This window comes from Pedobacter gandavensis (genome assembly GCF_032677645.1).
GTDB lineage: Bacteria > Bacteroidota > Bacteroidia > Sphingobacteriales > Sphingobacteriaceae > Pedobacter > Pedobacter gandavensis_A.
The window spans coordinates 259,529-277,883 of sequence record NZ_JAVTSB010000006.1 but is presented as its reverse complement, the minus strand read 5'-3'; the positions used below and the strand labels follow the sequence as shown (position 1 = coordinate 277,883).

Genomic DNA, 18,355 nt, shown 5'->3' with positions numbered 1-18,355 from the left:
GACTTTTTAAAACTTTAATTCTACTCCGAAATTAATTGTGCGTTGAATAGGATACCTTAATCCAGAAGAAGCGTTCCCTTGCTCTGGATCATAAAACTTAATATCATCCCAGATGATGCCTAAATTTTGTCCGAGTGCATACACTCTTAAACCCTGTATACCTATTTTCTCCAATTGCTTTTTAGTGAAAGCATAGCCGACTTCCATATTTTTGAACCTTAAGAAACTACCGCTTCTCAGAAACCAGGTACTTCTGCGATTGTCGTTCAAATTGGTATTGTTCAACTGTAAACGTGGCAGCATTGCGGATGGATCCGGATTTTCTACTGACCAGCGGTCTGTGGAAAAGCTTTTTGCCGAGGTAGTCATCGGATCAACTCCGATGAAAGGCATCGTTTGCGAAGGTTCTAAATACACACTGGTATTGCCTACACCCTGAAAAAATGCACTGGCATAAAACCCTTTGTAAGTCAGGTTGAGGCCAAAGCCATAAATGATCTCCGGATTAAAAGGTCTTGCATTCGGTAATAATCTAGTCCAGTCGCTGTCATCAATTACCCCATCGTTGTTCAAATCCGCATACTTGATGTTTCCAGGGTAAACCGGACCGAATTTCGACACCGGAATTCCTGGTTTTAACACGTAAGATTTAGCGCCATTCGTCGCATTGCTGGTAATATTAAAATCATTGTCGGTATACAAACGTTCTGCCACCCAGGCATCTACCTGACCGATACTGGTTCCGGTAGAATTTTGATAAGCATTAGGTCTTGGAATTTCATCCATTTCGATGATTTTATTGTGCGCATAAGTAAAAGTTCCTCTGACGCTTACGCCAAATTCGCCAAATTTCCGGTTAGCATTGATGCTGGCATCAATCCCTTTATTAGTCACCACGCCAAAATTCTGATATGGATTGTTCATGAAACCAGCTACCTGATTTACCGTATTTCTTTGTAAAAGGATATCGTGTCTTCTGTTATTAAAGTAGTCTATCGTGAAATCAAGTGCACCCTTAAATGCCATCAGGTCTATCCCAATGTTTCGCTTTTCTTCAATCTCCCAGCTGATGTCCGGATTAAAAGCCTTGTTTTCATAAATCATATTACCGGTATTGTTTGTTCCTCCACCAGAAGTCATCCCCAGGTTTGTGTTTTCAGAAGACCAGGTTAATGACTCCTTATAAGGGAACCTGGTATTGGAAATCTGATCGTTTCCAGCACGTCCTATCGACATCCTTATCTTTAAACGGTCTACCCCAATCGCCTGGAACATACTTTTCAATCCTTTTTCATTAGAGATGGTATAGCCTAAGCCCAATGCAGGGAAAAATCCAAATCTATTTCCTGCTGCAAAGTTCTCACTTCCGGTAAAACCGAAACTAGCATCAAAAAAGTATTTGTCTTTAAAGGCATAGCTACCACGGCCAACAATTCCCTGTTTTTTATAGAGGTATGGATTGTTTTGCAGCTGACTTTCTTTCTGCATGTACAACAACAAGCCCGAAACAGAGTGATCTTCAGAAAAAGCACGGTTGTAGTTTAAGGAAGTTTCCATATAAATTCGCTTGTTCCCTTCGGAAAAACCACCTCCAGAGGCCTCAGTAGCCGTATTTAAACCATTTACAATTTTCCTGAAGATCAGATTTCCATCCGCATCCCTTCCAGTAGCCAGAAACTGACTCGGAGTACGTGTACGGGAAACCAGAGAGTTAAAATCGGTGTCAAAACTTACACTAGTTTTGAATAATAAGCCTGGTAGGAACGGTAATTTTTGCTCCAACCCTACATTAGTCTGTAAAGCCACACGGTACTCTTTGGTATAGCCTGAAAAGTTCAACTGGTTGTAAGGATTTTCATATCCGGCGGCAGCACTATATCTGGATGGATAATTATTGGAGTAAATCATCGGGATCAAATGAGGGGCACTACGCATCATATTGGAAAATATGGTTGCTGTTCCAGTACCCGGGTAATTGGTAGTCAGGTACTGACCGCTCATATCCACACGTAAAAGCGTTGTTTTACTAATGTCCAAATCCACATTAGATCTTAAATTGTAACGGTCTAAACCAATGTTCGTATTATACTTTGCGGTTTTCGCAAATTCATTGGCATCTATCGGGTTAGACTTAAACAATCCTTCTTCCGTATAGTAAGAAGTGGCCACAAAAAAACGCAGTTTATCCCCACCACCGCGGAAATTAAGGGCATATCTCTGGCTGATCGCATCCTTTTTCAGCAGGTCCATCCAATTGGTACTCGGGTACAAATCAGGATCTTCGCCACTGGCATATTTAGCGATTTCAGCTTCTGTTTTATAAGGAATAAAAGAGCTCATATTTGGATTCCCTTCTGTATTCCATTTAGCTTCATTATAAAGACGCAGGAAATCAGCAGAGCCCAGAAAGTCAATGGTTCTTGTGGGTTGATTCACATTGTAATCTGCCCTGAAATCTATCGTAGTTTTTTGGTTTTTACCTCTTTTGGAAGTCACAAGGATAACCCCATTCGCACCTTCAGCACCATAAATTGCAGTTGCGGAAGCGTCTTTCAAAATGGTAAAAGTCTCTACTTCCTCCGGACTGATGTCCGATATTTTCCTCGGCACTCCGTCTACAAGTACCAATGCTCCTGTTCCTCCGGCAAAAGAACTCACACCGCGGATCCAGATTTCGGCATTGTCGTAGCCGGGTTCCCCGCTTCTTTGAACGGCAAACAAACCGGCAACTTGTCCGGCTAAACCATTCTGTAAACTCCTGCCCGGCAATTGAAGCTGTTCTCCTTTAATTGTGGAAATGGAGCTCACCAATTGCGAGCTTTTTTGCTTGCCATAACCAACAACAAGTACTTCATCCAGACTCCCTTGAGTAGGCTCCAATACAATATTAAGATCTAGCCTGTTCCGGACCGGCAACATTTGCTTTTTATACCCGATATAAGAAAACTCCAGCGTATCTGTTGGTTCTACATCAATGGCATATTTCCCCTGGTTATTGGTACTTGTTTTACGTGCGCCATGTAAAACGACTACGTTTACACCAGGGATTGGGTTCGACAATTCATCGCGCACTTCCCCGGTTATTTTATAGGAGAATGCGGCTTTCATTTTCTGTACCGGTCTTTGTTTTTCCTGAACAATGATCGTTTCGGTATCAATTGAGTATTCAAATGGTTGGTTTTGAAAACAAATCTTTAAAGCTTCCTCCAGGGAAACTTTGGTGACAGAAATGTTTACCGGAGCGGCTTTTGAGAGTGTATTCGACACGACAACAAGGTCAAAACCGCTTTGTTTGCGGAGGGTTTTCAAAACACTTTCCAGTGAGGAATTACGAGCGGTTATCGTAATGTTTTTCTGGGCATAACCCGCCGCACTGACTTGTAGGATGGCTGTGGTGACCAATAAGATAATCAGTTTCATAGTGCGTATTATCCTGGCTGCTGTGCTGGAATTCCAGCACGCACTTATATTACAAAAATTCATACATTTGGTTAGTTGGTTTAATGAAACAGGTGGTTAACTCCTGTTTCCGGTTTAGTTGATTGATGAAAAATGATCCGACGGAAACCATAACCCAGCTCATTTAACCGGAAGCGTTCCCGCGCTTTCGGTTTATTTACCAGGTCATGCATTTAGGTAAATTTATGGCATGACGGTAACCCTCCTTCCTTCGACTTTAAATTTAACTTTACGACTCAGCTGAATCACCCGCAAGACTTCTGAAAGTTTCTTTTTTCGGGAAACTGAGCCCAATAATTTGATTTTGCTGAAATCTCCTTTATAAATCACTTCGATATCGTACCATCTGGCAATTTTGCGCATCACCGCTTCTACAGACTCATTCTCAAAAGAGAAGTTTCCGTTTTGCCAGGCGACCGCACTTTCTACATCGACTTGCTGTACCTCAAATTCTTCTTCATTGATCGAAGATTGCTCTCCCGGAACGAGAATCTTTGCTTTCTTACCATCAACAGCCACTTTTACACTTCCTTCCAATAAAGTGGTTAAAGTGAGTGCTTCATCGGCATAAGCATTAATGTTAAAATGAGTCCCCAAAACCACTACTTCCTGTAAGGCCGTCTGAACTTTAAAAGGTTGGTTTTTATTTTTAGCCACTTCAAAATAAGCCTCGCCTTTTAAGCTGACGCTACGTTCTTTTTTTGCGGCGAAAGAAGTAGGAAAAGTAATCGAAGAAGCGGTGTTTAATGAAACTAAAGTTCCGTCTGGCAAAACTACTTCATATTGCCCCCCTACCGGAGTTTCAATGGTATTTGATAAATGACTGTCCCCGGCTTCGCTGTCTTTGACTACATAGACCAATTTACCAGCGGCTGTTTTGGTAATGCTGATGCCGGACTCGCTGGCTACACTTCCATTTTTTGCATCTGTTAAGGAGATGCGGGTCCCGTTGGCCAATATTAAAATCGCCTTATTTCCTCCGGGATCAATGTCCTGAAAGGCAATCTTTACTTTTTCGGAATGATCCTGTTGCTGAATTACAGCATAACCGATCCCAACTCCGATCAGTAATACTGCCGCAGCGGCTATGGATGGCCATAATTTGATTTTCTTTGTTTGGGGTTGCGTTTCAGGATGGATCTTCGCCCACATCTGCTTTTCTACCCTGTCCAGCTCGTCCTGTGTGAAACCAGCGTCCGTTTCCAGTTCCAGCTGATGAAACCAATTCTGGAGTTGAATCCGTTCTTCTGCTGTACATTGGTTAGCGCGATATTTCTCTAATAGCTCTTTGGCCTTCATAAGGTAACTGGTTCAAAATTTCGGGAATCCTGCAATGCTGACTGAATAGTAAAGCGGCTTCTCGTAATCAATAACAGGTAAGGAATGACCTTAAGGTACAGGCTAGAAAAATAAATTTAAAAAAATACAAGCTCCCAGTTTGGTGCGTAATATTTTGAGCGCTCTTTTGATTTGGGTAGCAACAGTATATTCTGAGATATTCAATTCTAAAGCGATCTCTTTATAGGATAAATGCCCTTTTCTGCTCAGTTCAAAGACTTCCCGCATCTTTGCAGGGAGCCTGTCGATTTCGGCTGCAATTAATGCCGCAATCTGGCGTTCGCGAATCAGACTATCAGCACTCTCCTGATTTTGATCTAAAAAGTTGTCTAAAGATTCCAGGTATTTGCTTTCGATCTCCCGGTGTGCAAAGATGTTTAAGGCACGATTTCGTACCGCACGGTACAAATAACCGGCAATAGATACTTCAGGGCTCAAAGTCTCACACTTGTTCCAAAAGGAGATGAACACTTCCTGGACCACATCTTCTGCCTCCTCCTGATTGTTTAATTTCCGGTAAGCATAAAGGAACAACAAGCGCTGATACTTTTTATAGACCGCCATATATGCCTGTTGACTTCCCCTGCGGAGTAGCTGCAATAATTCCTGATCCTCGTCGGCTATATTGTATGACATAATGTTTATATAAAGCGAATATATATAATAATCAAATAGATAGCAACCTGAGGTTAAGGAGCGCAGAACAAGCCTTGATTGATGATACAGCGAGTTTTTAGCCAAAAGAAATCAAACAACTAAAAACTAAAGACTTACTTATGCATAATGCAGGTAGTATCAAATAATATTACGCTCAATAAATGCGCCATATTGTATGACATATTAACCAATAACCTCCGCTTTAAATTCAAAAAACACAGGCAAATTCATTGTAGTCATAAGATATAATGAGGAGCAAATACAGCAATCAATTTCCTGTAAAGGATGTTAAGAAAAATCAGTAATTTTAATCTAAATCACAAAATCAACTGCACCTCAGCCACCAAATGGGCTGATCCTTAAAAAAAGATAACTTATGAAATTAGGCGCCTGCTCCATCAGTCTGAATGTCAAAGACATTAAGGCTTCAAAACAGTTTTATGAAAACCTTGGCTTCAGTGTTTTTGCCGGCAGTCTGGAGATGAATTACCTCATCATGAAAAATGGCAATGCTTTAATTGGATTATTTGAGGGAATGTTCGAAAAAAACATGATCACCTTTAATCCCGGTTGGGATGAGAACGCGAATCTCCTCGACTCCTTTGATGATGTCAGGGTTATTCAGCGTCATTTGAAAAATGCGGGTGTTAAATTAGAAACAGAAGCAGACGAAAACAGCACAGGGCCTGCCAGTATTATCTTGATGGATCCGGATGGAAATCCTGTTTTAATCGACCAGCACGTTTAAATTAAGAAAAAAAAGGCTTTATAAGACAGCCCCCAGATCGGTGATTGCCGTCCACAGTACTCCTGCTTCGCCTCTAAAGCTTGCAGAACCCTGAGGTTTATTATCCGGCGTATACCATTCATAAAAACCTTTATTTGCAACAACCCGATCCAACATAGGCTTCATGGCCTCACAAGCCTCCTTAATCAGACCATAACGTATCAATTGAGCAACCATTCTTCCACCAAACCAGGTCCAATCGCCCCCATTCTGATAAGAATAAGGCCCCATTCCTGCATTTTTGAAAAATCCCTGAGGGTAAACCGGGTAAATGGTTAGTCCGATCGTAGCCGCATTGGCCTTCTTCACGTTTTCCTGCATCTTTTGGTAAGCATGACGCACTTCTGCTTTACTTAATAACCCGGCTTCAATCGCCACTGCGGTTCCGCCATGGTAATAAATTTCTGACTCGTTAAAAGATGCCGGAAAGGGAGAACCTTCCAGATAAATATGCGGTATGAATTTCTGTTGTTTTTTATCCCAAAGGTGTTTTCTGGTATTGGCAACAAGGCTCTTTTTTACACCTTGCCAATATTTCCTTCGTTCGGGCATGATTTCAGCAATACTTAAAAAATCATCAATAGCAATGATAAACATCGCATTATCATAAATATCAATAGTTCTGTGGGAGTTGGAATCTAAGACGACACCCCAACTGTGTTCTGGTTGCACATCTCCCCAATCTACCGTAGTTGCTCCCCAGATCAATCCGTACTTTTTCACAAAACGCTCTTTTAACAGGAACTCCATGGCACGTTCCATATGCTCCTGCACTTGCTGACCATCAATTTTTTCTCCAATAATAGCGCTGTCTCCTGTGCCTCTTACATATTTAGCTACGGCCTGTATCAGGGAAGTTTCCTGATCCGTCTCCACCGTATTCTTATGTCCTGCGTATTCCGGAGCGCGTTTAGAATAGTAAAAATTATAGGAAACACCACCTGGTTTTTTCGGAACATAACCATCCAGAATAGCGCCATCTGGTTGCTGGAAATCGAAGAATGTCAATAAATGTTTTTTGATCTGCGCTTGATCATTGACTTCACAAGCAAGAGAAACAAAAGTATTTAAATCCCGGATCCACACCTCAGCATAACCATCCCCTGCCGTAAACCCTGATTGTATCAGTTTTTCAGCCATTCGCTTTACCGAATCTGCCAGGGGAGCAATCGCTTTAACTTCCTTCGAAGCGCTGGCATTCCATACCGTTTGTGCAGGGGCATTACTGCACAAGGCAACAACAGCCAGACAACCTAATACTACTGTTTTTATTTTCATGTATGTATGACCTGTTTAATTCAAAGGGAAGCTTCCTTTGTTGCTTTCTAAGAAGCCTGAAACAAAGCTATCTCTCTCACTACATTGTATATACATAATTACACATTAATTTTTAATCAGCAAATTTTATTTTGCAAGCCCTCAGCGGATAACATATCGTACCCAAAAGCCAGTTTGCCAGCTAAAATAATTACCTTCGCCCCTTTGACTCAATTACAAGAACATTTTTAATATAAGGACATGAAACTGGAAGAACAATTGCTAAATAGAAGCGAAAACAAATGTGAATTATGCCAATCTGCGGAAACGCTTAAGGTATATGAAGTACCTCCTCAAACAGCAAACACTGCCGATAACTGTATCCTGATTTGTGATAAATGTTTGGCTCAGATTGAGAAAAAAGAAGAACTGGACAGTAAGCACTGGCAATGTTTAAGCGGCAGCATGTGGTCTGAGGTTCCTGGTGTACAGGTAGTTTCATGGCGTATGCTGAACCGTCTGAGCAATGAAAGCTGGGCAAGTGACAACCTGGACATGATGTACCTGGACGACGAGCGTTTGGCATGGGCTAAAGCTGCCGACCTTGACAATGATGCAGCTGTTGAACTTCATAAAGATTGCAATGGCGCCGTGCTTCAGGCAGGAGATTCTATTGTATTGACAAAATCTTTAGATGTAAAAGGTTCTACTTTAAACGCTAAAATGGGTACGGTTGTAAAAAACATCCGCTTAGTAGACAACAACACCGATCAGATTGAAGGAAAAATTGAAGGACAAGTCATTGTAATTCTTACAAAATATACGAGAAAACAAGGTGCATAACCGGAATTGATCTCTAATAAAAAGCGCGCTGCAAAATTAATTGTAGCGCGCTTTTTTTTTCAAAGGCTAAAATATTCGATTAATCGATCTGTAATATCGTTTTGGCCAGATTTATCATTCGTTCTGTGCCGGTATATTTGCCATGCTCATCGGATAGTTTCACCACTTCGGTCCACTCCCCGTCTTTAGGCTGTGCAGCAGTCATTTTGATCACAATGTTCATCGGGTCTGGTCCGGCATCATTGGTTAAGTTGGTCCCTATTCCAAATGACATTCCGATTTTCCCCTGGCAATGCGCTGCGATTCTTTCTACTTTATCATAGTTAAGTCCATCAGAAAATATAATGGTCTTAGATTTTGGATCAATTCCCATGCTTTGGTAATGTCTGATCACTTTATCTGCAAACAAAACCGGATCCCCGCTATCGTGTCTTACCCCGTCAAATAGTTTAGAAAACATCTTGTCGAACTGACTAAAAAACACCTCTGTAGTATAAGTATCAGACAATGCAATTCCTAAATCTCCACGATATACATTGACCCAGTGTTCTAATCCCATAGCGTTAGCCATCTTAAATCCATATTTGGCTGCATGAAACATAAACCATTCATGAGCATGCGTACCGATGGGTTTAGTCTGATACATCATGGCCATGTGTACATTGCTGGTTCCAATAAATGAACCTGCACCATATTGATTTAAAGCTTGTAAAACCGAACGGTGCACCTGATAAGAATACCTTCTTCGCGTACCAAATTCGGCTACGGTTACCCCAAGTGCTTTATACTTTTCTATTTTCTCTGCGGTCAGTTTCATCACGTCCTCATTGCTGATTCTATGTGAGCCATTCATCACATAATACAATTCGCAAATCAGAGACATTAAAGGTACTTCCCACAAAATTGTCCGGTACCACAAGCCTTCCACATGCACTTCCAGCTGATCTCCCACTTGTTCGATCTGTACTTCCTCCGGCTGATAACGGTAGCCTTCCAGGAAATCCAGGTACACCGGATCAAGATACGGACAGGTCACCTGGAGAAAATGCTTTTCCTCTTTAGTCAGTTTTAGCAAAGCCATTTGATCTACCGCAGCTCTTAAAGCTTTGGCAAATCCTTCGGGAAAAGAATGTTTTCCGCGATTAATAAACTTATACCTGGCTTTTGCGGAAGGAAACAAGCGAATGACCCCTTGTTGCATGGTGATTTTATAAAAATCATTGTCAAGGATAGAAGTAAGGGCGGTAGTTGGATGTATTTGCATCATAAATTGTCTACAAATTTAAGCTTTAATCTATGATACTTTTCAAATGTTTGTAATTGGATTTTACGGTATCCAGTACTTCGTCGAATTTTCCGCCCAACATCAGCTTAGTCATGGTAAGCGCCATTCCTTTCATCATTTTAAACTCAATTTTTGGAGGCATCGCCATGGCATTAGGATCAGTCATCACATTCACCAATATCGGGCCATCGTACAGAAATGCAGCTTTCATTCCTTCTTCCAACAAATCCGGGTCATCGATAGTCATTCCTTTAATCCCCATTGCTGTGGCAACCATGGCAAAATCGGGATTCAGCATATCTGTTTCGGAGTCCGGAAGGCCCGCAACTTCCATCTCTAATTTCACCATCCCCAGAGAGCGGTTGTTAAATACAATCACCTTAATGGGTAGGTTATATTGTTTAATCGTCGCTAAATCCCCTAATAACATAGAAATTCCGCCATCTCCACACATCGCAACTACTTGTCGGTCTGGACTAGATAAGGCAGCCCCAATCGCATGTGGCATCGCATTGGCCATAGAGCCATGGTTAAAAGAACCCAACATACTCCTTTTTCCGGTAGCCTCAATATATCTGGAGCCCCAAACACAGCACATTCCGGTATCTACGGTAAAAATAGCATCTTGTGTGGCCAGCTTATTGATTTCAAAAGCAACAGCTTCGGGGTGTATGGCATCCTTTTCACCTTTATCTTTCACATAAGTATTTAAATGCTCTTTTACTTTTTCATATACTTTCAGCTGTACATCTAAAAAGCTACCATCGGTATTCGGATCTAATAAGGGTATTAATGCTTTCAAGCTGGTTTTGATATCGCCATGCAGTCCCATTTCGAGCTTTGCTCTCCTACCCAATCGTTCCGGTTTACTGTCAATTTGCACCAGAATCTTATCCTGTGGAATAAAGGGTACGTAAGGAAAATCTGTGCCTAACAGAATGATCAGGTCACTTTCGTGCATGCTATGGTAGGCAGATGGCAGCCCAAGAAGTCCGGTCATCCCTACTTCATAAGGGTTATCGTATTGTATGCCCATTTTCCCGCGGAAAGAATAACCAACCGGAGCTTTTAAAATTTCCGCCAGTTTCAGCACTTCATCATGTGCTTCGGAAGCACCAATTCCGCAGAATATGGCGATTTTTTTATGTTGGTTGATCAGCTGGGAAAGTGCAAGGAGCTCTTCCTCTGCCGGACAAATCGTTGCTTTAGAAAAATAGGTTTTATCAGCAGACATATTATCAACTGCATCCATGCTACTCACATCACCTGGTAAGCCGAGAACCGCTACCCCTTTGTGATGGAACGCGTGTTGCAAAGCAGCCTGTGCCATCCTTGGCAATTGAGCCGGGGTGGTTGCAATTTGATTGTAATGGCTGCAATCATCAAAAAGCTTGATGGTATTGGTTTCCTGAAAATAGCCGGAACCGAATTCCGTAGTTGGACAGGTGGAGGCAATCGCCAACACAGCAGCACCTGCGCGATGGGCATCATAAAGGCCATTGATCAAATGAACATGACCGGGGCCACTACTACCGGCACAACAGGCAAGCCCATGCAATTCTGCCTCTGCGGCAGCAGCATAGGCGCCAACTTCTTCATGTCGCACATGGATCCAGCGGATGTTATCGTTGCGTCTTACCGCATCATTTAACTCATTTAAACTGTCGCCAGTTACGGCATATACGCGCTTAATACCTGCTTCAACAAGCATATCTACCAATTGTTCTGCTACTTTTTTAGACATAGTATGATTTTTTAAGGACCATAACATCGCAGATCACCTGGAAATGGATGTTATCAAAAGATAACACCAGGACTTGTTGATAGTTTTAACCGCTTTCGATTTTAACCCGTCAGTTCTTTCATCAACTGATCAAATGCCGTTTTCAATTCTGCCAGTTCGGTTTCCAGTTTTACCACACGATTTTCTAAATCTGAGGAAGGTTTCTGTGCTGATTCCTCAAAGGATTCTTCCGCATTTAAATCTGGTGTACCACAAAGCAAATGTGCATAACGCATTTCTTTTTGGCCTGGCCTCCTCGGTAATTGAATCACATAAGGAGGTTCCGCATCCGTAAGACGTTCCAATACCGATTGTACTTCTTCCAAAGAATCAAACTCATACAATCTGCCGGAATTAGTATTCAATTCTCCAGGAGTCTGAGGGCCTCTTAACATCAATAAACAAAGAATAGCAACCTCCTGAGGGGTTACCGGAAACACAATGGCAAAATTATGTTTGTATTTTATACTGCGACTAGAGCCTCCGGTGGCGGTCGAGATCAGTCCTTTTCTTTTGAGAGTATCCAGAGCCAACACCACCGTCTGCTCATCATACTGAACCACCGGCTTACGGGAGGTTTTCTGATTACAGGCAGCAGTAAGGCTGTTGATGGTCATGGGGTAATATTCAGGGGTGGTTTTAGATTTCTCCATTAAAACGCCTAGCACACGAAGCTCCTCTGCGTTTAATTCGGGCAAAGTTTGTATAGATTCCATACCCTAAGTTAGAAAATAAGGTGGAATGCCGTTTCTCTTTTGATCTCTTTTAACACAAAACTACTGCTCAAAGTAGAGATATTAGAAATTGAAGATAAATGGGTCACTACAAAGGTGTGGTAATCGTCAACATCATCCACTACAATCTTGAGCAGATAATCTTGTCCGCCTGCAATACAGAGTACTTCTAAGACTTCCTTAAACTGCACTACAGATTCCTCAAAGTTCTTTAAAGTCGCTATAGATTGCTCTTTTAAGGTAACCGTACACAATACCAACAGGTGTTTTCCCAGCTTTTCCCTGTTCACCAAAGCCACATATTTCTCAATATACCCTTCCGCTTTCAATCGCTTGATACGTTCATGGGTTGGGGAAACACTCAAGCCAATTTCTCCGGCAATATCTTTTGTACTTAAAGAAGCATCCTTTTGCAGGATATTTAAAATCCTGGTATCGAGCTTATCTAATTTCTCCATCATAGCATTTTGCTGAAATAGGATCCAGCAAGACACAAATATGGTGGTTTTTACTGTTACAACTAACCAATACAGGATTTTTTATTGAATATGATATAATCAAAGGAAATTATATGGCACTTATCTAATTTTGAAGAATTAAACACCTTAACCATCCCTCATGAAGACTCAGTTAAACACCAAAGATAACGAGCGTTTAAGCTCCTATATGAAGCAAGCTGAAGAGCGCGCCAAGCACTTCATCGGTTACCCTATTGCACAGGATTTTGATTATTCGGAATTATATCCACTGTTAAAACTGCCATTAAACAATGTGGGTGACCCATGGGTAGAATCTACCTACGACCTGAATTCCCGCTCCCTGGAGTTGGAAGTACTGGAGTTTTTCGCGGAACTGTTCAATGCACCGGCAAATAACTGGTGGGGTTATGTAACCAATGGTGGTTCAGAAGGTAATTTATACGGATTATATGTAGCCCGCGAGCTCTATCCTAACGGCATTGTTTACTACTCAGAGGCCACACACTATAGTGTTCAAAAGAACATACAACTCCTTAATCTACGTAGTATCGTGATCAGAACCCAGAAAAACGGGGAAATGGATTACGAAGATCTGGATGCCATGGTACGGATGCACAGAGATCAACCGGTAATTATTCTGGCGAACATTGGCACAACCATGATGGAAGCAAAAGATGATTTGCAGCAAATTCAGCAAATCCTTCGCAAGCAAGCCATTAAAAACCATTATATCCATTGCGATGCCGCTTTAGCGGGTACGTATAGCGCCTTGTTAGACTTAAAACCTGGTTTTGATTTTAACCATGGAGCGGATAGTATGGCCATCAGCGGACATAAATTTATCGGTTCTCCTATCCCTTGCGGATTGGTATTGGTCAAAAAAAATTATAAAGACAGGATCGGAAAAGCAATTCCATATATAGGTACGGTAGATACCACAATTACCGGCAGCAGAAACGGACACAGCCCTATTTTCATCTGGTATGCTCTTAAAAAACTGGGAAAAGAAGGATTGAAACAACGTGCATTGGAATGCCTGGATACCGCAGCTTATACCGTAAAAAGTTTAAATGATATCGGTGTACCGGCATGGACCAACCCTTCTGCCTTAACCGTGGTTTTCCCTGCCCCTTCTATCGCTTTGCGACAAAAATGGCAGATTGCTACCGAAGACGGTAATAGTCATGTGATTTGTATGCCTGGCGTAACGAAAGCGCGTATTGATCATTTTGTACAGGATCTAAAAGCAGAGCTTGAATTGATCGCAGCAGTTAGCCTATAAGCATTTGAATGCGGCTGTCTTGAATATACTATTTAAGACAGCTTCCTTTATAAAGCTTATTGAAAGGTTTATGATTAGTTTTAAGAAGCTAAAATCTGATCAATCTTTTGTAGTTCTTCCGTACTAAAAGTAAGGTTGTTCAGGCATTTTAATGAATCTGAAAGCTGTTCAGGTTTGCTGGTACCTACCAGGACTGAGGTAATGCGATCATCCCTTAAGATCCAGGATAAGGCCATTTGAGCTAGTTTTTGTCCCCTGCTTTCCGCAAGTACATTCAGTTCATTCAACTGTTTTACTCTTCCTGGCGTTAACTGCTCCTGTTGTAAGGCCCCATGCGATTTTGCCGCGCGGGAATCTGAAGGTATTCCTTTCAGATACTTATCCGTTAACATGCCCTGGGCAAGTGGTGAAAAAGGAATACATCCCACACCTTCATTCCCCAATAAATCTAACAAGCCACCTTCAATCCAACGTTCGTACATGGAATATTTTGGCTGATGAATCAGACAAGGTGTACCCAGACGTTGCAGGATTTTCATGGCTTCCGCAGCCTCTTCTGCCTGATAGTTAGAAATCCCGACATACAATGCTTTTCCCTGACGTACAATCAGGTCTAAGGCAGCCATGGTTTCTTCTAACGGAGTTTCCGGATCCGGACGGTGATGGTAAAAGATATCTACATATTCGAGTCCCATTCTTTTCAGACTCTGATCCAAACTGGATACCAGGTACTTTTTAGAACCCCAATCTCCATATGGGCCATCCCACATGGTATATCCTGCCTTAGAAGAAATGATCAGCTCATCTCTGTAACTTTCAAAATCTCTTTTCAGTAAGCGACCGAAGTTCTCTTCTGCTGATCCGGGAGGCGGACCATAATTATTAGCAAGGTCGAAATGAGTGATGCCGTTATCAAAGGCCAGTTTTAAGATGTTACTGCAATTCTCCAGTTGATCTACATGTCCGAAATTATGCCATAAACCAAGGGAAATAGCCGGAAGCTTCAATCCACTGTTTCCGCATCTGCGGTATTGCATTTGAGTATATCTATTTGGGGCGGCAGTATAAGGCATGAGCTGGGGAATTAAATAACAGTAGCCCTGTTAACAGGGCTACTGTCTTCGAATAAATCGATATTATTTATCGCTGTTTTTTTTATCTGTTACTTCAGTACGGATTTCCTGAGCAAGAACTTTTAAATCCTGCATAGCTTTACGTACTCTTGTTCCTGCTGCACTGTTACCTGCACTATAAAACTTCTCAGCGTCAGCTTCAATAGAAGCTAATAATTCTTTAACTTTTGAAAATTTTTCCATGTTTTAATTTTTTAATTTCTGGCCAAATATATATTATTTTAGAAATAAACGTACATAACTTCCATTCTATTGCGTTTTTTCTGCTAAATCTCCCTTTATTTACCCTTATTGGCTCTTATATAGGACGATTTCTTTGTTCCAGCATCCCTGTTAACAGGCCGGAAAGGCATTCCAGCCCCCTCCTGTTTCCGCTATCCGGGTCACAAAAACCTTAGGAACGATAACACGAATGTCAATTAAACCGGTGAATACCAATATAAATGTCCTTTTACTTTGATATTATCAAAAACCTACCGAGATTAGCAATAATGAAACAAAGAACCGACAGCTATCAGGATACGCTAATGACTTATAACAAGAGTCAGCTGCAAGTCTATGGCCTGTTCAAAAGGTTTTTCAGGGAGAACTATCCCTTTGGCTTTACTTATCAAATGACCAGTAAAGACTTTATTATTTAAGCCCCGAATCATTTCATTCTACTCTTCGGTTCAGGGGCATTTTTCTTCTGATGAATTTCGTTATTTTATAATTTAAGAAAAAGCAGTACATTGTTTTTTTCTTTTGTTATACTAAAGACTTACCTAAAGTAAGCTTAGGAAATCGTAAATTTTCAGTTGTGCCTCCCTGTATCCTTATAAGAAGTTAATCTATTCAATCATTACATTAAGACATTTAAAACATGGAAACAAAAACATTATCACTTTCAAAAAGCGATTTAAAACTATTAAAAGAACATTTGGAGAAATCCAACATGAGCCCATATAATAAAGAAAAATTAAGAAAAGAAATCAAAGAAGCTACCATATATGCAGATCAGGACCTTCCGGGAGACGTAGTATGTCTTAAATCTGAAGCCAGAATTGCCAACACAAAAACCGGTAAAGAATTCAGTTTTAAGATTGTAATGCCAGAAGAAGCTAACATTAAAGTACAAAAGGTATCTGTTTTTGCGCCAATCAGCATTGCTTTATTTGGCTATAGAACAGGCGATATTATCACCTGGGAGATGCCTGATGGTATTCAGGAGTTCAAAATTCTCGAAGTTAACAAGTTAACCTAAGTGCCATTATCAGGCTATCAAACCGCATTCCTCTTATTTACGCGAAAAGTAAACAAAGCCAGGATTGCGGTTTTTTTACGCCCCTATCTCCCTGCCATTTTAATCATGCGCTGAGCAAGGTCTTTTCCCAGGTACCGGTCAATAATATAATGCACCAGGTACAATGCCGGGGTCATTAGAATCGCAACCACAAATTTATAGGTGTAGTTCACCAATCCGATGGCAGCAACCATTTGCCAGCTCCAATGGTATTGTGGATTCAGGTAAAAAGCAATAAAGATCACTACAAAACTATCTATAAACTGAGAAATCAGCGTAGAACCAGTCGCACGAAGCCATAAAGCCCGTTCTCCGGTTACCTTTTTGATCTTATGAAAGATAAATACATCGGCAATCTGGCCCACCAGAAAAGCAATCACAGAACCCACGATAATCCACATCCCCTGTCCGAATATTCCGGCAAAAGCCACATTCATATTGAGCGGCTGCCCCTCAATGGTTTGGTTCACCCAGAAATCAGAAGGAGAAAGCTTCATCGCCCCTCCCACTATAAAAAAGGCATAAGAGATTAAGATCGCTGCCAATACCGATAGAAAACGCACCTGCTTCACCCCAAAATATTCATTGATAATATCTGTCATGATAAAAATCAGCGGCCAGGTCAATACTCCGGCAGACATATTATAAGATAGATTGGGAACGCCCAGTAAATTAATATCGAATGGTTTGATACCCAAGGTCCCCTCTACCGTAAATATTTTTACGCCTATAAATTCTGAGAGGATGGCATTGGCAACGAAAAAGGAGCCTAGAATTAGTAATAATCTACTTTCTTTGGTTTTAAAAGTCATAGCACGATGAAATTATTAAATAAATCTGATATAAGAGGATAAATATTATTTCTATTTTCGCTGCCACATGATAGCTACACAATCAAAACTACCTGGCACAGGAACGAATATATTTTCGGTCATGTCCAAATTAGCGGAAGAACATCAGGCCATTAATCTTTCTCAGGGATTCCCTGATTATGATTGTGATCCGAAACTCATCGAATATGTAGCGGATGCGATGCGTCAGGGCTTCAATCAATATGCCCCAATGACCGGCTTACCTGCCCTTCGGGAGGTAATTGCGGAAAAGATGAACCTGCTTTACGGCGCAGATTACAACCCCGAAACGGAGATTAATATCACTGCGGGAGGTACTCAGGCGATATTTACCGCTTTAAGTGCTTATATCAATCAGGGAGATGAGGTGATCATATTTGAACCTGCTTATGATGCTTATGCGCCCACAATTAAATTACTGGGCGGCTTAGTTAAACCTTATGAGCTTGCGCCTCCAAATTATGAGATCGACTGGGAAATGGTAAAAAAACTATTCTCAGCCAATACCAAAATGATCATCTTAAACAGTCCACAGAACCCAACGGGCTGTGTTTTGTCGGAGAAAGACATCCAGGCACTCATCAAATTAACAAAGAATACGGACATCATGATTTTAAGTGATGAGGTCTATGAACATCTAATTTTCGACGGCAAGCAGCACCATAGTGTGGCTTTATACCCGGAACTCCGCGAGAGAAGCTTTATTGTCGCTTCCTTTGGTAAATTACTGCATACCACCGGCTGGAAATTAGGCTACTGCCTGGCGCCGGAACAGCTGATGAAAGAGTTTAGAAAAGTACATCAGTTTAACGTATTCAGTGTGAATACCCCAATGCAGGTTGGCATTGCCCGTTACCTGAAAGACCCGCAATCTTACCTCGGCCTATCGGCTTTCTTCCAGCAGAAGCGAGATTTGTTTCGCGGGCTCCTTGCTGAAACCAAGTTTAAATTATTACCTTGCGATGGTTCTTATTTCCAATGCGTTAGCTATGAGCACCTCAGCGATGAAAAAGATGTCGCCATGGCCGAAAGGTTAATCAAAGAATATGGAGTTGCCTCCATTCCGGTTTCCGCCTTCTACATTAGGAACACAGACCACCAGGTTTTAAGGTTTTGTTTTGCCAAAAAGCAAGAAACACTAGAAAAAGCCGTTGAAAGACTAGTTAAATTATAATTTACATCCCT

General features: G+C 41.3%; 17 protein-coding genes. 6 read left to right on the top strand and 11 right to left on the bottom strand.

Annotated features, from left to right (window positions below):
* Window positions 1-6: 6 nt before the first annotated feature.
* The 3 genes from R2Q66_RS12115 to R2Q66_RS12105 all read right to left on the bottom strand — a co-directional run bounded on the left by R2Q66_RS12115 (window position 7) and on the right by R2Q66_RS12105 (window position 5,433).
* The gene (locus R2Q66_RS12115) at window positions 7-3,420 is read right to left on the bottom strand and encodes a TonB-dependent receptor (protein WP_316749253.1); all 3,414 of its coding nucleotides are present in this window, start codon (window positions 3,418-3,420) and stop codon (window positions 7-9) included.
* A gap of 222 nt (window positions 3,421-3,642) precedes the next feature.
* The gene (locus R2Q66_RS12110; RefSeq protein ID WP_316749251.1) at window positions 3,643-4,758 is read right to left on the bottom strand and encodes a FecR family protein; all 1,116 of its coding nucleotides are present in this window, start codon (window positions 4,756-4,758) and stop codon (window positions 3,643-3,645) included.
* A 102-nt stretch (window positions 4,759-4,860) separates the two neighbouring features.
* Window positions 4,861-5,433, bottom strand: coding sequence for an RNA polymerase sigma-70 factor (locus R2Q66_RS12105; RefSeq protein WP_316749248.1), 573 nt, complete (start codon window positions 5,431-5,433; stop codon window positions 4,861-4,863).
* 397 nt (window positions 5,434-5,830) lie between these two features.
* On the opposite strand from R2Q66_RS12105, the gene R2Q66_RS12100 reads away from it, so the two are divergent.
* Window positions 5,831-6,202, top strand: coding sequence for a VOC family protein (locus R2Q66_RS12100; RefSeq protein ID WP_316749246.1), 372 nt, complete (start codon window positions 5,831-5,833; stop codon window positions 6,200-6,202).
* 18 nt (window positions 6,203-6,220) lie between these two features.
* Here R2Q66_RS12100 and R2Q66_RS12095 read toward each other — a convergent pair whose 3' ends face one another.
* Window positions 6,221-7,519, bottom strand: a complete 1,299-nt coding sequence (locus R2Q66_RS12095; RefSeq protein ID WP_316749244.1) for a GH36-type glycosyl hydrolase domain-containing protein — start codon at window positions 7,517-7,519, stop codon at window positions 6,221-6,223.
* 240 nt (window positions 7,520-7,759) lie between these two features.
* Here R2Q66_RS12095 and R2Q66_RS12090 point away from each other — a divergent pair, with 240 nt between their 5' ends.
* Window positions 7,760-8,341 carry a PhnA domain-containing protein gene (locus R2Q66_RS12090; RefSeq protein ID WP_316749242.1) on the top strand — a complete coding sequence of 194 codons (582 nt, stop codon included), beginning with the start codon at window positions 7,760-7,762 and terminating at the stop codon, window positions 8,339-8,341.
* 79 nt (window positions 8,342-8,420) lie between these two features.
* On the opposite strand, the gene pncB is transcribed toward R2Q66_RS12090, so the two are convergent.
* The 4 genes from pncB to R2Q66_RS12070 form a co-directional block, all read right to left on the bottom strand.
* On the bottom strand, window positions 8,421-9,608 hold the full coding sequence (gene pncB / locus R2Q66_RS12085) for a nicotinate phosphoribosyltransferase (RefSeq protein ID WP_410479424.1): 1,188 nt from the start codon (window positions 9,606-9,608) through the stop codon (window positions 8,421-8,423).
* Between the two features lie 22 nt (window positions 9,609-9,630).
* Entirely contained in the window at window positions 9,631-11,370 is a 1,740-nt protein-coding gene (locus R2Q66_RS12080) for a thiamine pyrophosphate-dependent enzyme (protein WP_316749240.1), read from the bottom strand.
* A gap of 101 nt (window positions 11,371-11,471) precedes the next feature.
* Complete coding sequence (locus R2Q66_RS12075; RefSeq protein ID WP_316749238.1) at window positions 11,472-12,125, bottom strand: YceH family protein; 654 nt, start codon at window positions 12,123-12,125, stop codon at window positions 11,472-11,474.
* A gap of 8 nt (window positions 12,126-12,133) precedes the next feature.
* The gene (locus R2Q66_RS12070) at window positions 12,134-12,604 is read right to left on the bottom strand and encodes an Lrp/AsnC family transcriptional regulator (protein WP_316749236.1); all 471 of its coding nucleotides are present in this window, start codon (window positions 12,602-12,604) and stop codon (window positions 12,134-12,136) included.
* A 157-nt stretch (window positions 12,605-12,761) separates the two neighbouring features.
* Here R2Q66_RS12070 and R2Q66_RS12065 point away from each other — a divergent pair, with 157 nt between their 5' ends.
* The gene (locus R2Q66_RS12065) at window positions 12,762-13,904 is read left to right on the top strand and encodes a histidine decarboxylase (RefSeq protein WP_316749234.1); all 1,143 of its coding nucleotides are present in this window, start codon (window positions 12,762-12,764) and stop codon (window positions 13,902-13,904) included.
* A gap of 80 nt (window positions 13,905-13,984) precedes the next feature.
* Here the strand turns inward: R2Q66_RS12065 and mgrA are convergent, their stop codons facing one another.
* Window positions 13,985-14,977 carry an L-glyceraldehyde 3-phosphate reductase gene (gene mgrA / locus R2Q66_RS12060; RefSeq protein ID WP_316749232.1) on the bottom strand — a complete coding sequence of 331 codons (993 nt, stop codon included), beginning with the start codon at window positions 14,975-14,977 and terminating at the stop codon, window positions 13,985-13,987.
* A 63-nt stretch (window positions 14,978-15,040) separates the two neighbouring features.
* The gene (locus tag R2Q66_RS12055) at window positions 15,041-15,220 is read right to left on the bottom strand and encodes a histone H1 (protein WP_316749230.1); all 180 of its coding nucleotides are present in this window, start codon (window positions 15,218-15,220) and stop codon (window positions 15,041-15,043) included.
* Window positions 15,221-15,528: 308 nt separating this feature from the next.
* Here R2Q66_RS12055 and R2Q66_RS12050 point away from each other — a divergent pair, with 308 nt between their 5' ends.
* Window positions 15,529-15,678, top strand: a complete 150-nt coding sequence (locus R2Q66_RS12050) for a hypothetical protein (protein ID WP_316749227.1) — start codon at window positions 15,529-15,531, stop codon at window positions 15,676-15,678.
* Window positions 15,679-15,899: 221 nt separating this feature from the next.
* The gene (locus tag R2Q66_RS12045; RefSeq protein WP_316749225.1) at window positions 15,900-16,280 is read left to right on the top strand and encodes a GreA/GreB family elongation factor; all 381 of its coding nucleotides are present in this window, start codon (window positions 15,900-15,902) and stop codon (window positions 16,278-16,280) included.
* Between the two features lie 83 nt (window positions 16,281-16,363).
* Here the strand turns inward: R2Q66_RS12045 and R2Q66_RS12040 are convergent, their stop codons facing one another.
* Window positions 16,364-17,131, bottom strand: a complete 768-nt coding sequence (locus tag R2Q66_RS12040; protein WP_316749223.1) for a queuosine precursor transporter — start codon at window positions 17,129-17,131, stop codon at window positions 16,364-16,366.
* A 67-nt stretch (window positions 17,132-17,198) separates the two neighbouring features.
* Between R2Q66_RS12040 and R2Q66_RS12035 the strand changes: the two genes are divergently transcribed.
* Entirely contained in the window at window positions 17,199-18,344 is a 1,146-nt protein-coding gene (locus R2Q66_RS12035) for a methionine aminotransferase (RefSeq protein WP_316749221.1), read from the top strand.
* Window positions 18,345-18,355: the final 11 nt, after the last annotated feature.

What these genes read in the sequence shown, in the direction of transcription:
- R2Q66_RS12115 (WP_316749253.1), bottom strand. Translation starts at nt 3,420, where the DNA reads ATGAAACTGATTATCTTATTGGTCACCACAGCCATCCTACAAGTCAGT.
- R2Q66_RS12110 (WP_316749251.1), bottom strand. Translation starts at nt 4,758, where the DNA reads ATGAAGGCCAAAGAGCTATTAGAGAAATATCGCGCTAACCAATGTACA.
- R2Q66_RS12105 (WP_316749248.1), bottom strand. Translation starts at nt 5,433, where the DNA reads ATGTCATACAATATAGCCGACGAGGATCAGGAATTATTGCAGCTACTC.
- R2Q66_RS12100 (WP_316749246.1), top strand. Translation starts at nt 5,831, where the DNA reads ATGAAATTAGGCGCCTGCTCCATCAGTCTGAATGTCAAAGACATTAAG.
- R2Q66_RS12095 (WP_316749244.1), bottom strand. Translation starts at nt 7,519, where the DNA reads ATGAAAATAAAAACAGTAGTATTAGGTTGTCTGGCTGTTGTTGCCTTG.
- R2Q66_RS12090 (WP_316749242.1), top strand. Translation starts at nt 7,760, where the DNA reads ATGAAACTGGAAGAACAATTGCTAAATAGAAGCGAAAACAAATGTGAA.
- pncB (WP_410479424.1), bottom strand. Translation starts at nt 9,608, where the DNA reads ATGATGCAAATACATCCAACTACCGCCCTTACTTCTATCCTTGACAAT.
- R2Q66_RS12080 (WP_316749240.1), bottom strand. Translation starts at nt 11,370, where the DNA reads ATGTCTAAAAAAGTAGCAGAACAATTGGTAGATATGCTTGTTGAAGCA.
- R2Q66_RS12075 (WP_316749238.1), bottom strand. Translation starts at nt 12,125, where the DNA reads ATGGAATCTATACAAACTTTGCCCGAATTAAACGCAGAGGAGCTTCGT.
- R2Q66_RS12070 (WP_316749236.1), bottom strand. Translation starts at nt 12,604, where the DNA reads ATGATGGAGAAATTAGATAAGCTCGATACCAGGATTTTAAATATCCTG.
- R2Q66_RS12065 (WP_316749234.1), top strand. Translation starts at nt 12,762, where the DNA reads ATGAAGACTCAGTTAAACACCAAAGATAACGAGCGTTTAAGCTCCTAT.
- mgrA (WP_316749232.1), bottom strand. Translation starts at nt 14,977, where the DNA reads ATGCCTTATACTGCCGCCCCAAATAGATATACTCAAATGCAATACCGC.
- R2Q66_RS12055 (WP_316749230.1), bottom strand. Translation starts at nt 15,220, where the DNA reads ATGGAAAAATTTTCAAAAGTTAAAGAATTATTAGCTTCTATTGAAGCT.
- R2Q66_RS12050 (WP_316749227.1), top strand. Translation starts at nt 15,529, where the DNA reads ATGAAACAAAGAACCGACAGCTATCAGGATACGCTAATGACTTATAAC.
- R2Q66_RS12045 (WP_316749225.1), top strand. Translation starts at nt 15,900, where the DNA reads ATGGAAACAAAAACATTATCACTTTCAAAAAGCGATTTAAAACTATTA.
- R2Q66_RS12040 (WP_316749223.1), bottom strand. Translation starts at nt 17,131, where the DNA reads ATGACTTTTAAAACCAAAGAAAGTAGATTATTACTAATTCTAGGCTCC.
- R2Q66_RS12035 (WP_316749221.1), top strand. Translation starts at nt 17,199, where the DNA reads ATGATAGCTACACAATCAAAACTACCTGGCACAGGAACGAATATATTT.